Genomic DNA, 13,440 nt, shown 5'->3' with positions numbered 1-13,440 from the left:
ACCAATTAGCGCATGTTGGAGGCGTAGGGCGCCTTGTCCTTGAGCAGAACGTCGTGCGCGCCGCCCTCGACGATGGACGTGGAGCTGATAACCGTCAGCTTCGCCTTGTCCTGGAACTCGGGAATGGTAAGTGCGCCGCAATTGCACATGGTGGACTTGATCTTCAGCAGCGTCACCGCAATGCTGTCCTTAAGCGGGCCGGCGTAGGGCACGTAGCTGTCCACGCCCTCTTCGAAGCTGAGCGACTTCTTGCCGCCCAGGTCGTAGCGACCCCAGTTACGGGCACGGGCAGAACCCTCGCCCCAGTATTCCTTCATGTAGGTGCCGTTGACCATGACCTTGGCCGACGGGGACTCGTCGAAGCGGGCGAAGTAACGGCCCAGCATGACGAAGTCGGCGCCCATGGCCAGCGCCAGGGAGATGTGATGGTCGTAGACGATGCCGCCGTCGGAGCAGATGGGCACGTAGATGCCGGTTTCCTTGAAGTACTCGTCGCGGGCCTTGGCAACCTCGATGGTGGCCGTAGCCTGACCGCGGCCGATGCCTTTCGTCTCGCGCGTGATGCAGATGGAACCGCCGCCAATGCCGATCTTCACGAAGTCCGCGCCCGCCTCGGCCAAGAAGCGGAAGCCTTCGCCGTCAACTACGTTGCCGGCACCAATCTTCACGGAGTCGCCGTAGTGCTCGCGCACCCACTCGATGGTCATCTTCTGCCAGTCGGAATAGCCCTCGGAGCTGTCGATGCACAGCACGTCCGCACCGGCTTCCACCAGGGCGGGAACGCGCTCGGCGTAGTCGCGGGAGTTGATACCGGCGCCCACCATGTAGCGCTTGTGGCCGTCAAGCATCTCGTTAGGGTTGGACTTATGGTTGTCGTAGTCCTTGCGGAACACCATGTAGGTCAGCTTGCCCTCGGCGTCCACCAGCGGCAGGGAATTCAGCTTGTGATCCCAGATGATGTCGTTAGCTTCCTTGAGCGACGTGTCCGCAGAAGCGGTGACCAGCTTCTCCAGCGGCGTCATGAACTCGGCGACCTTTTCCTCACCGGTCATGCGGGACAGGCGGTAATCGCGCTCGGTCACCACGCCCAGCAGCTTGCCATGCGCAGAGCCATCGTCAGTGACGGGCATAGTGGAATGGCCCGTGGCCTCCTTCAGCTCCACAACCTGGTTCAGCGTCATCTCGGGCGACAGGTTCGCGTCGGACTCCACGAAGCCAGCCTTGTAGTTCTTCACGCGCGCAACCATGGCAGCTTCCTGCTCGATGGTTTGGTTACCGTAAATGAAGCTAAGGCCGCCCTCGGTTGCCAGGGCAACGGCCATATTGTCGTCGGAAACGGCGGCCATGATGGCGCTGACCATGGGGATGTTCAGCGTAAGCGGGCACTCTTCCTGGCCCTTACGGTACTTGACCAGCGGGGTTTTCAGGCTCACCGACGCCGGTATGCACGTTGCAGGCGTATGACCAGGTACCAGAAGATACTCGTTGAACGTACGTGACGGCTCGTCGTAGTAATAAGCCATGGGAGAGGGCTCCTTTTCTCGCAACGGGAATTTGTTGCTAGATATTATAGTCACGCGAAGCGGCCGATTGCGAGAACGGAACGGCAAATAGCGGCGATTATGAAGAAAGTCACGGACAACGCGCCCGAAAACGCGCGATGCCGCCGGCACCAAGCCAGCGGCATCGCGAACGTTTGGATTTTTAGCGGCCGCGTCGCGCGTAGCTAGGCCACGCGTCGGCGAAGCGGCTTTCGCAGAGGGCGAAACGCCCGAACAGCACGCGAAAAGCGAGGTAGCCCGCCGCAAACGCAAAGCTATCCGAGCCCCACCCATTTCGCCACGATGGGCGCATAGCCCAGTGCGAACACGATAAGCATACCAACGGGAATGACGTACGACACGTAGCCGCGCGCCCAGCGCGGGAACTTCAAGCCGCTGCCCGTATCGGCTTCGGCCAGGAAATTTTCCCAGCCCCAGCCGTTTTTGCGTGTGCAGAACAACACCAGCAGCAAGCCGCCCCACGGCAGGATGTTGTTCGACACTAGGAAGTCCTCGATAGCCTGGATGTCGCCGATGCCCGGAACGCTAACGCCCGCAAGCACGTTGAATCCCAGCACGCACGGAAGGCTGAGCACCGCCAGCAACACACCGTTGACCAGGCACGCCTTCTTGCGCGGCGTGCCCCATTGGTCCATGGTGAAACTCATGATGTTTTCGAACACGGCAATGACGGTAGACAGGGCCGCAAACGTCATGAACACGAAGAACAGCACGGCCCACAACTGGCCAAGCGGCATCTCGTTGAACACGCTGGGCAGCGTGATGAACACCAGGCCCGGGCCCGAACCCGGCTCCACGCCGAACGCGAAGCACGACGGGAAGATAACCAGGCCCGCCATCAGAGCCACCAACGTATCGAGCCCCGCCACGCGCACAGCTTCGCCAGTGAGCGTATGGTCCTTGCCAATGTAGCTACCGAAAATGGACATGCCGCCCATGCCTACCGACACGGTGAAGAACGCCTGACCCATGGCCGCGTATACCGCGTCGCCAAACGTTGCCAGCTGCTGGGCAAGCGTATCGCCGGCGAACATCTTGCTGAAATCGGGCATGAGGTAAAACCGCAGGCCATCAGCAGCGCCCGGCAGCGTAACCGCGCGCACGCATAAGGCTAGCAGCACCACGAACAGCGCCATCATCATGACCTTCGTCACGCGCTCGACGCCCTTCTGCACACCCGCGCGGGTAACGCCCACACCCACGCCCACGATGATGAGCATGTACACCGTCAACTGCACCGGGTCGGCCAAAAGGCCGTTGAACACGTCGGCCACCTGGGAACTTTCAAGCCCCACGAATTCGCCCGTGGCGCTTTTCACCACGAACGCAAGCATCCAGCCGCCCACCGTAGTGTAGAACATCATGAGCAGGTAGTTGCCCGCAAGCGCGAGCCACTTGAACGCATGCCATTTCGTGCCCGCGGGTTCCAGCTCGTTGTAGCTGCGCGCGATGGAGCGCTGGCTGGCACGCCCGGCGGCGAACTCCATGATGAGCGCCGGCAAGGCGAAAATGGCCAAAAACACCAGGTACATCAGCACGAACGCCGCGCCGCCGTACTCGCCGGTGATGTAGGGGAAGCGCCACACGTTGCCCAAACCGATGGCACAACCGGCGCTTACCAGAATGAAGCCCAGGCGGCTTCCGAACTTTTCGCGTTCCATTCGCCCTCCAAACCGCGCGATGAACGGTATGCACAAAAAGCGCCCGGCGTTCTTGCGAAACGCCGGGCGCGCACAATCAACCCTTGCAGTGTAGCGGAAACGCACGAAAGCTGCTAGCGACGTGACGGGGAGAAAACCGTTGCCGCCGCCGACAGGGCGGGCGCTTCGGCCGGCGCGCCGCGACAAATTTCGCACTGCGCCGGCATCAGCGGACATCGCAGCGAAGGCACACCCCTCACCGCGATGTCCCAAACCTACCGAGCCCCCTATTCGGAGCGAAGCGCCTCCACCGGGTCCTTGCGGCTTGCCGCGCTTGAGGGAATCAGGCCCGCCAAGAACGTCAGGAACATGCTGATGGCAACAAGTACGATGGCCGCCTGCCACGGCAAGATAGCCACGTTCTCTACGTTGAACAGGGAATACACGATGGCGTTCGCCGGAATGCATCCCAACGCGGTCAGGCCGATGCCAATGACGCCCGCCGTAAAGCCCACAATAATGGTTTCGGCGTTGAATACGCGGCTGATGTCGCCCTTGCTGGCGCCGATGGAGCGTAGGATGCCGATTTCTTTTTTGCGCTCAAGCACGCTGATGTACGTGATGACGCCGATCATGATGGAGCTGACCACCAGCGAGATGGCCACGAACGCCACCAGCACATAGCTAATCATGTTCACGATGGTGGTAACCGAGCTCATAAGCGCGCCAACGATATCGGTATAGCTGACCACCTTTGCGTCATCGCCGTCGACCTTCATGCGATCGTTGTAGCCGTCAAGAATGTCGATGACGCTTTGCTTGCTATCGAAGTCCTTCGGATAGATATCGATGCTGGCAGGCTTCGCGTAATCGGCCCAGCCGAACTTCTTCATGTTGTTGTCATAGCTGCTGGTTTCCGTGGACATAAGGCTGGCTATGAGCTCAGCCAGGTCATTTTCGTCCATGTTCATTTGGAACGCATCGGCAAACGCCGATTCATCGATGCCCATGGCGTTGGACATATTCGCGGAAAGCGTGGACATGTAGCCGCTCATGGCGCTGGAGACTTGCTGCTGGATTGCGCCACTGAACTGGGTCATCACCTGGGTCATGGCCGTTTGCATGTACTGGGCGACCGCGCTTGCCAGCTGCGTTTGCAGCTGCTGCGAGATGGCCTGCGTCAGCGCCGGCAGCAATTGTTGCTGCAGCTGCTGGCCAATTTGCGTCTGCAGCTGCTGCTTAATCTGGTCAGTCATGCCGCTGAAATCGATAGAACCGGCAATGGCGGCTTGCATAGCCGCTTGCGTGGTGGGGTCGGCAAGGTAGGCGGCAATGGCGGCGTTTTGATCCGTCGCGTACTCAGGATGCTCGGACAGCTGGCCGGTAAGCCATGCGGGATACCCCTGCACCACCGCCATGACGCCCTGAGTAAGCGCATCGGTTTTGATGGTAGGCTGCGCGCCGTCGAGGTTAATGTCCAACCCGCTAAAGTCTAGATTCATGCTGCTCAGGTCAATAGCGGACGGGTCAATGCTGATGGACGACGCATCGAACGCAGGCATGTTCGACAGGTCAAGATTCATGCCAGAGAGGTCCAAACTACTGGACAGATCAGCCCCCTCCAGGCCCGACGTCAACGCGCTTTCATCAAATGTGAACGCACTTTGCAACTTCTCGCCGTCGATGGTAAACAAGCTGGACATATCAAGCTGGTTGCCGTCTTTCGCCTCGTCCTCTTCTTCAGCGAACGACTTGCCCGTAATGACGTTCTTCGACGGATTCGCGATTTGATCCTTCACGATTTGCGTGTCGTTTGCCTGGTCGATGAGGTGGTTCACCAGGCTTGTCGGGTAATACAGGCCCACCTTCAGCGACGTGATTCGCGCGTCTTCCTTCGGCTTGACCACGCCGGCAATCTTCAAGGTGTCGCCGCCGTCAACAAGGCCCTTCATGTAGTCGGAATCGCCCGACTTGTCCTTCCACACGCCGTACTCGTCATCGTACTGGTAGAAGCCCGTGGCGTTGACCAGCTTGAACTCCACGTTCATAAGGTCGTCGTACGTAAACGACAGCGTATCGGAAGGCGCGTCAACCTCTTCTTCGTTCGCGAAGGCGCGCACCATATCGTCAAGCTCAGCATGGTCGCGCAGGCCCATGGAATACAGCATGAAGTCGCTGACATTGCCGTTCGGCGTGAGCACCAGCACGATGTCATTGTAACTTTCAGGCCAATGACCGGCTACAACGTCGTACTGGCTTTCAGCCATGTTCATGTTGTTCGGCAGCTCGTAGAAAATGTTCGTGCTCATCATCGACGACATGATGCCGTTCGATGCCGTGCCGGCGCCCAAGCCGATGCTGCCGAACGACTTGTCGGGGTTAACCTGGCGCACGCCATCGGACGTGTCAGGACCGAAAATCTGCGGCGTGACGTTGTATCCGTATTCGATGGAGCTGACGTACTGGTCGATGTCGGATTCGCCCGAATCGAAATACTCCTTCAACGATGCCAGGTCGTTGCTGCCGATGCTGTCGAATGTATTCGCAATCATCTTCGACTCGTGTACGGGCTTGCCGGAATCGCCATCGGACGACTGACTGCCCGAGGACGCATCCGTCGAATCGCCCGACCCGTCGGCGCCAAGCCCCATCATGCTGGTCATGTCGAAGCCCTGGTCCTGGATTTGCAGCGGGTATTCGGAAAGCGCGTTCTCTTCGACATTGGCGATGTAGTTGTTCACGCCATTAGCCAGCGACAAGATGGCGGCGATGCCGATGATGCCGATGCTGCCGGCAAAGGCCGTCATAAGCGTGCGGCCCTTCTTCGTCAACAGGTTCTTGAACGACAGCGACAGAGCCGTCAAAAACGACATGCTGGTGCGGCGCGCTTGTTTGGCCTCGCGGCGCGGCTCGTTTTCGGCGGCAGGGTCGAATGGGCGCGTGTCGCTGCGGATGACGCCGTCTGCCAGCGTGACGATGCGCGTGGCATACCGTTCGGCCAGTTCAGGGTTGTGCGTGACCATAATGACCAGGCGGTCGTTGGCAATTTCGGTCAGCAGATCCATAATCTGCACGCTGGTTTTGGAGTCCAGCGCGCCGGTGGGTTCGTCGGCCAGCAGGATTTCCGGATCGTTGATAAGCGCACGGGCAATGGCCACGCGCTGCATCTGACCACCGGAAAGCTGGCTAGGCTTCTTGTTGATGTGGTCGCCCAAGCCCACGCGGCCCAGCGCCTCAACAGCACGCTGGCGACGCTCGCCACGCGAAACGCCAGACAGCGTCAACGCCAGCTCAACGTTCTCCAAAATGGTTTGGTGCGGAATAAGGTTATATGCCTGGAACACGAAGCCAATGCGGTTGTTGCGGTACGTGTCCCAGTCGCGGTCTTTGTACTCGCGTGTGGACACGCCGTCGACAAGCAGGTTACCGCTGTCGTAATGGTCAAGGCCGCCGATGATATTGAGCATGGTGGTCTTGCCCGAGCCCGACGGGCCAAGCACGGCCACGAACTCGTTGTCGCGGAACGCCACCGACACGTGGTCGAGCGCCGTTTGCGTGAAGTCCGCCACCGTGTAAGACTTGCACACGTCTATCAGTTGCAGCATGAAGCGCCTTTCGAAGTTGAGCTTCCCTCAGCCGGCGCGCACCGCAAGGCGCATCGCGCAAGGCCGTTTTCGGGCTGGCAATCTTCCCGATTATCCCCCAGCGCTCAGCTTGCAATCCCCACCTTCGCCAAATGCGCGGAATCTGTAACCTTCAGACAACCGAACAACCACCGCCCCGTCACGCGCTGGCGCGGCGGGAGCGGTTGGCGTAGTATCATCTGCGAACGACAATCCCGAACGTGAGGAGCGTGTATGGAACGCGAGTCGGCGTGGAAGCGCTACGACGAAGACCAGCTTGCCGAGCTTGAGCAGCTTGGTGCAAGCTACATCGATTTCATTTCCGAGAACAAAACCGAGCGCGAGTTTGCCGCTGCGGCCATCCGCAGCGCCGAGGCCGCGGGCTACGAAAGTCTGGACAACGCTATCGCCGCAGGTCGCAAACTTGTTTCAGGCGACAAGGTGTGGGCAACCATGCGCGGCAAGGCCGTCATTTTGGTGCAGCTGGGCGCTCGCCCGCTCACCGAGGGCATGAACATCCTGGGCGCGCACATCGACAGCCCGCGCCTGGACGTGAAGCAGAACCCGCTGTACGAGTCCAACGATTTCGCCTTCCTGGACACGCACTATTACGGCGGCATCAAGCACTATCAGTGGGTCACCATCCCGCTGGCGCTGCACGGCGTGGTGGCGAAGAAGGACGGCAGCGTTGTGGACGTGAAGATCGGCGAAGACCCGGAAGACCCCGTGTTCTGCGTGTCCGACCTGCTCATTCACCTGGCGAATCAGCAGATGGGCAAGAAAGCCAACGAGGTCGTGGAAGGCGAAGCGCTCGACATCCTGGTAGGCAACCGCCCGCTGGTGGTGCGCAACGACGAAGGCGAGCCCGAGGAGCAGAAGGAGCCGGTGAAGGCGTTCGCGCTCAAGCTGCTCAACGAGAAGTACGGCGTCGAGGAAGAGGACTTCCTGTCCGCCGAGCTTGAAGTGGTGCCCGCCGGACGCGCCCGTGACCTGGGCTTCGACCGCTCCATGGTGCTTGGTTACGGCCAGGACGACAGCGTGTGCGCCTATACGTCGCTGGTGGCGCAGCTGGCCGTTGCTGGCGACGAGCTCGACCGCACGGGCGTGTGCGTGCTAGTGGACAAGGAAGAGATCGGCAGCGTGGGCGCCACCGGCATGGCGTCGCAGTTCTTCGAGAACACCATCGCCGAGATCATGGAGCTTGCCGGCGAGGGCGGCATGCTGCCGCTGCGCCGCGCGCTGGCCGCTTCCGCCATGCTGTCCTCCGACGTGTCCGCCGGCCTTGACCCGGCCTACGCCAGCGTATTCGAGCCGAAGAACAGCGCTTATCTGGGCCGCGGCCTGGTGTTCAACAAGTACACCGGCGCGCGCGGCAAGTCGGGCAGCAACGACGCCCGCGCCGAGTACATGGCCCGCATCCGCAAAATCATGGACGACGCCGGCGTGCAGTTCCAAACCTGCGAGCTGGGCAAAGTCGATGCCGGCGGCGGCGGAACCATCGCGTACATCCCCGCGAAGTACGGCATGGACGTCATCGATTCGGGCGTGGCCGTGCTTTCCATGCACAGCCCCTGGGAAGCCACCAGCAAGGCCGACATCTACGAAGCCGAACGCGGCTACGAAGCCTTCTTGCGCGCCTAACCTGCACAAACACCAGCAGCAAAAAGCCCCCGCAATTGCGGGGGCTTTATTCGTTTACGCATCTCCTTGGAACAAATCCCAGGCCCACCAACGTCAGCGAGGAGCCCGAGGATGCCCGGAATTGCCCCGCCGCAGCACCAAGCGTACTTCGGTACGCGCAGCGTGCTGTACAGCGGGCAAGGCCGGGTGCCATCGGGCTCCACAGCGTCGAGCAAATTCGTCGGCCGGCAGGCCGACGAAACAGTTAGAACTCCAGGCCCTCCAGGCGCTTGAACACTTCGTCCTTGCGCGTAAGGAAATCCCACGGGTCGAAAATCTCGTCGAGCGTTTCCTTCGACAGCTTCGCCTCGGGGTCGGCCTCCAGGCGCTCACGATACGTCGGACCGTCCACGGCGTTCTGGATATCCTCCCACACCGCCATGGCGTTGCGCTGCACGATAACGTAGGCATCCTCGCGCGTAATGCCCGTGTTCACCAGGGCCAGCAGCACCTTGCTGGAGAAGATGAGGCCCTTCGTGCGCCACACGTTGTGCTCCATCTTCGCTGGATACGTTTGCAGTCCATCCAGCATCCACTGCATCTTGCCGAACATGTAGTCCAGCGCGATGAAGCTGTCGGCTAGCGCCACGCGCTCCGTGCCGGAATGGCTGATGTCGCGCTCGAACCACAGCGCCACGTTGTCAAGCGCCACCTGGGCATTCGCCTTCACGCAACGCGCAAGGCCGCACACGCGCTCGGCCGTGATGGGGTTGCGCTTGTGCGGCATGGCCGACGAGCCCTTCTGGCCCTTCTTGAACGGCTCTTCCGCCTCGATGACGTCGGTTTGCTGCAGCAGGCGCACCTGCATGGCAATGGATTCCAGCGTGGCCGCGGCGCAAGCAAGCGCGCACATGACCTGGGCGTGGCGGTCGCGCGCCAGCACCTGAGTGGACAGCGGGTCGGGCGTCAGGCCCAGCTTCTCGCACACGTACTGCTCAACGTAGGGGTCGATGCTGGAGTACGTGCCCACCGCGCCGGAGATGGCGCCGGTTGCGGCAACCTCGCGGGCCTGCTCCAGGCGCGTTTGCGCGCGCTTGAGCGCCCATGCCCAGCTGCCGAACTTCATGCCGAACGTCATGGGCTCGGCGTGGATGCCGTGCGTGCGGCCCACGCACAGCGTGTTCTGGAACTCGAACGCGCGACGCTTGCACGTTTCGCCCAGCTGCTTCGCATCGTCCAGGATAATGTCGATTGCCTGCGTGATCTGGTACGACAGCGCAGTGTCACCCAGGTCGGACGACGTCATGCCGTAGTGTACCCAGCGGCTGGGCTTTTCCTTGCCCTCGGGAACGTCGGCGTCGATGTACTCGGCCATGCACGTGGTGAAGGCGATGACGTCGTGGTTCGTCACCTGCTCGATCTCGTCGATGCGCTCAACCGTGAAGTCGGCGTGGTCGCGAATCCACTGCGCCTCCTCCTTCGTGATGCCGGCCTGACCCAGCTCGGCCTGCGCTTCGCACGCCAGCACCTCGATTTCCTTCCAGATGGAGAACTTGTTCTGAAGCTCCCAGATGGCGCCCATGGCCGGGCGCGTGTAGCGGTTGATCACAACGACCCCTTTCGCGCTTGCTAGTGGATAGGGCCATAATACCGCAGGCGCCTTGCGCAGCGGCATGTACCAGGCGTTTCTGCAGATGGTTTACGCACGCAGCAACGCTCGCGCGTTGCCCGGGAAGGCCTCTTCGATCACGATCATCCATTCGCGGATTCGGTATGCACCTTCGCCGATTTGTGCGCCAGTATGCTAGTATGCCCCTAGCTATTCACTAGGTTTATTGGGGGACACATGACGCAGAATTGCGACGAGAATAATCAGCTGCCGAACGCCTGCGCTGCCTGCGATGCGGATTGCGCCGCGCGCCAGGCGGCAAACGACCAGGTCAACATCGTGGAAAAGGGCCGCATGGAAGGCCCTGACGCCGAAAGCACCACGCATGGCACCGTGCGCGCCGTATGCGTTTCCAAACGCAAGGGCACGCGCAAAACTGTAGTCGACGGCCCGGTTACCATCGAAGCGCACCATGGCGTGGCCGAAGACGCGCACGCCGGAGAATGGCACCGCCAGGTTTCGCTGCTTGCTTGGGAATCCATCGCGAAAGCCCAGGCCCGCGGCCTGGACGTGAAGGAAGGCGACTTCGCCGAGAACATCACCACCGAAGGCATCAACCTTATGGCGCTGCCACTGGGCACGCAAATCAAAATCGGCGACGACGTGCTGCTGGAGCTGTCCCAGCAGGGCAAGGTGTGCCACCAAAAGTGCGCCATCTACTACCTGGCCGGCGACTGCATCTTCCCGCGCGAGGGCATCTTCTTCGTGGCGCTGACCACGGGTCAGGTGAAGGCCGGTGACAGCATCGACGTGGTGAAGCTGGGCGATGGCACGTGCGAGTACACGCCGCAGGAAGCGCTTGACGAGCTGGCGAACACGCCGCGCTAAGCGCAGACCACAAGTTACGCGCAAAAAAAGAAGGGAGCCGTTTGGCTCCCTTCTTTTTTGCTTCGCTAGTCCGAGTTGCCAGGTATCGCGGACGCCGGAGCGCACACCGCCGCCAAGAAGGCCGCGTTTCCCGAGCCTGCCTTTGGCGGCATCTGCCCCAATCCCTTCGCCGCCTTGTTGTCTACAGTGTCTTGAACACGACACGCACTTCATCGATGGCTTCGTTGTCGGCCACCACGATGGCCTTGTCGCCAGGGAACAGCACCGTGTCCTCGTTTGTCACTTCAACGTTATCGTGCGAGGCCACGGCTGCAATCAGGCTGTCGGGCGGCATGGGAATGGCCGACGCCAGCACGCCGGCGTCGTTGGAATGATGACGCATGCGCGGCACCACCACCTCCGTCAGCATCACGTTGCCGTGCGTCAGCGACGAGGCAACCGACACGCTGCCCAGAAGCGTTTCTTCTTCGATCAGGTTCGCAATCAGCGTGGTAGACGACACGCACTCGATGCCCACCTCGTGGAAAATGCGCAGGTTCTTCGGACTGTTCACGCGCGCAATACAGCGCGGCACGTTGAACACACGCTGCGCAATTTCGCACGACACCAGGTTGTCATCGTCCTGGCCCGTGGTGGCAACAAACACGTCCGCGCGGCGAATGCCCGCGTCTTCCTGGAACTTCGAATCGCACCCGTCGCCGTGAATGACCAGGTAGCGACCCTGCAGCACCACCGACAAGCGGTCAGCCGTGTCCAGGTCCTCCTCGATGATGGTCACGTCATTGCCGCTTTGCAGCAGCACGTTTGCCAGATATTCGCCAATCTTGCCGCCGCCGGCAATCACCACGTACATTGTGCGCCCCTAATCCTGAATGTATTTCGAGAACGACTCGATCAGCTCGTGCCGCACGCACGCCAGCACCGAATCGCCGTTGTAAAGAATAGATTCCCTGGTGGGAATGGAACTTGCGCTGCCGTCGCCGCGCTCGAACGCCACGATGCGAATGTCGTGGTCGCGCTCAAGTTCGGACACGCGAATGGTGCTCTTCTCCATCCAGCTAAGGTTCAGCGAGAAGCGCAGTACCTCGAATTCGCCGAACGTGTCCAGGTGCGCCCCGTGGCCCGAAACCACCTTGCTGAACACGTCTTCTGCCACCAGCGACGTGCCACACACATAGTCGATGCCCAGCTGCATGTACGCGCGCTCGTGGTCGGGGTTGTACAGACGCGCAATAACGTGCGGAACGTCGAACAGGCGGCTTGCCACCTCGCAGCACATGAGGTTCGTATTGTCCAGCTGCGTCACCGCCGCGAGAACGGTGCAGTCTTCGATGCCCGCCTTCTCCAGCGTTTCCTCGTCGAAGCCCACGCCTTGAATGGTCGAGCCGTTGAAGTTGCGCCCCAGGTTGGCGAACGCGTCCACGTTGCGGTCGATCACGCACACGTTGCTGCCGTTATCGGACAGCATGTTGGCAAGCTGCGAGCCCACGCGGCCGCATCCCACCACAATAACGTTGCTCATGCATCATCCTTCCTTACGTCCACGCAACAGAATAGCGCAAAAGGCAAGGCGCGCCTAACAGCAAGAAAGGCGACCCGCAAGCCGCCTTTCGCTAAATCAGTTCCATTTGCGCAAGCGTTTTCGCGTACCAGTCCTCATATGTTGGCGGACAGTACTTGTTCGCGTTGGCCAAGGAAATAGTGTACCCGTAGCCCTTCGCCAAACCCTGCACGTGAGCGTTGATGGACTCGCTCCAGCTGCCCCACGACGTGTTGCCCATCCAACCCCACGCGTTGTGGCTGCGGAAGCAGTTCAGACCCTTCGTGGATTCCGTGTTGGAAATGGCCGGCGAAAAACGCGGATCAACGCCGTTTTCCCAGGCGGCTTCCGCGAACGCTGCGCCATAACCGGCAAGCGGGCTGCCTGCCAGGTAATTGTCGATGCGCTGGCTCCATTCGCTAACGAAATCGACTTTGCTGACGTTCCAGTCAACCTCGGAAAGCCCCGTCAGGCCCGCGCCCGGATCGCGCGAAAGCTGCGCTGCGCGATTCGCCAGGGCAGCATCGGTGTGCGCCTGATCCTCGATGCGCACGGCCTCCTCGGCAGCGCGGCGGGCAGCTTCTTCCTCGGCTTCAATGGCCGCAACGCCCTTGGAGATGTTGCGCGTGCTGGCCGTGGCCAGGCGCGACGTTGCCGTGGCAGATGCGTCGTTAGCCTTGTCGGAAAGCGATTCGGCCGAGCCGGAAGCGCCGGCTTGCGTGCTGGTTTCGCTGATACCGAACGTTTGCATGTCATGGGAAACGCCGTTTGCGGCGGTGGCGAACCCCACGCCAAGGCAACCGGCAAGCACGCACGAAGCGCAAGCAAGGCCGGCGACTTTCAGCGCCAACCCTGTTTTCGGATGTGCATTTCGTTTCTTCAAACAATACCTTTCGATCACAGCGCACGACCCCAGGCCGCCGAAGCGGCGACAGCGTGTTACGTTGTGAAATGGATT

Annotated in this window: 9 protein-coding genes; 2 read left to right on the top strand and 7 right to left on the bottom strand. The window is 60.9% G+C overall.

All coding sequences use genetic code 11. From position 1 onward, the window contains the following. Nucleotides 1–5: 5 nt before the first annotated feature. From ET524_RS05150 to ET524_RS05140, 3 genes are all read right to left on the bottom strand, one after another. Entirely contained in the window at nucleotides 6–1,523 is a 1,518-nt protein-coding gene (locus ET524_RS05150; protein WP_129423806.1) for an IMP dehydrogenase, read from the bottom strand. 293 nt (nucleotides 1,524–1,816) lie between these two features. Continuing rightward, complete coding sequence (locus ET524_RS05145; RefSeq protein ID WP_129423804.1) at nucleotides 1,817–3,223, bottom strand: sodium-dependent transporter; 1,407 nt, start codon at nucleotides 3,221–3,223, stop codon at nucleotides 1,817–1,819. A 266-nt stretch (nucleotides 3,224–3,489) separates the two neighbouring features. Further along, nucleotides 3,490–6,807 (bottom strand): ABC transporter ATP-binding protein/permease, encoded by a 3,318-nt coding sequence (locus ET524_RS05140; RefSeq protein ID WP_129423802.1) that lies wholly within the window; start codon nucleotides 6,805–6,807, stop codon nucleotides 3,490–3,492. 252 nt (nucleotides 6,808–7,059) lie between these two features. Here ET524_RS05140 and ET524_RS05135 point away from each other — a divergent pair, with 252 nt between their 5' ends. Next, nucleotides 7,060–8,466 carry an aminopeptidase gene (locus ET524_RS05135; RefSeq protein WP_129423800.1) on the top strand — a complete coding sequence of 469 codons (1,407 nt, stop codon included), beginning with the start codon at nucleotides 7,060–7,062 and terminating at the stop codon, nucleotides 8,464–8,466. Nucleotides 8,467–8,710: 244 nt separating this feature from the next. Here the strand turns inward: ET524_RS05135 and purB are convergent, their stop codons facing one another. Next, nucleotides 8,711–10,054, bottom strand: coding sequence for an adenylosuccinate lyase (purB, locus tag ET524_RS05130; RefSeq protein WP_129423798.1), 1,344 nt, complete (start codon nucleotides 10,052–10,054; stop codon nucleotides 8,711–8,713). Between the two features lie 237 nt (nucleotides 10,055–10,291). Between purB and ET524_RS05125 the strand changes: the two genes are divergently transcribed. Then, a complete protein-coding gene (locus ET524_RS05125; RefSeq protein ID WP_201738675.1) occupies nucleotides 10,292–10,942 on the top strand; it encodes an MOSC domain-containing protein in 651 nt (216 codons plus the stop codon). A gap of 181 nt (nucleotides 10,943–11,123) precedes the next feature. Here ET524_RS05125 and ET524_RS05120 read toward each other — a convergent pair whose 3' ends face one another. From ET524_RS05120 to ET524_RS05110, 3 genes are all read right to left on the bottom strand, one after another. Further along, a complete protein-coding gene (locus tag ET524_RS05120; RefSeq protein ID WP_129423795.1) occupies nucleotides 11,124–11,795 on the bottom strand; it encodes a potassium channel family protein in 672 nt (223 codons plus the stop codon). Between the two features lie 9 nt (nucleotides 11,796–11,804). Continuing rightward, nucleotides 11,805–12,464: a potassium channel family protein gene (locus ET524_RS05115; protein WP_129423793.1), complete on the bottom strand. Its 660-nt coding sequence runs from the start codon at nucleotides 12,462–12,464 to the stop codon at nucleotides 11,805–11,807. Nucleotides 12,465–12,555: 91 nt separating this feature from the next. Further along, a complete protein-coding gene (locus ET524_RS05110; protein WP_129423791.1) occupies nucleotides 12,556–13,365 on the bottom strand; it encodes a CMP-2-keto-3-deoxyoctulosonic acid synthetase in 810 nt (269 codons plus the stop codon). Between the last annotated feature and the right edge of the window lie 75 nt (nucleotides 13,366–13,440).

Source organism: Senegalimassilia faecalis (genome assembly GCF_004135645.1).
Lineage (GTDB): Bacteria > Actinomycetota > Coriobacteriia > Coriobacteriales > Eggerthellaceae > Senegalimassilia > Senegalimassilia faecalis.
This window is presented reverse-complemented; position numbering and strand designations above follow the sequence as displayed.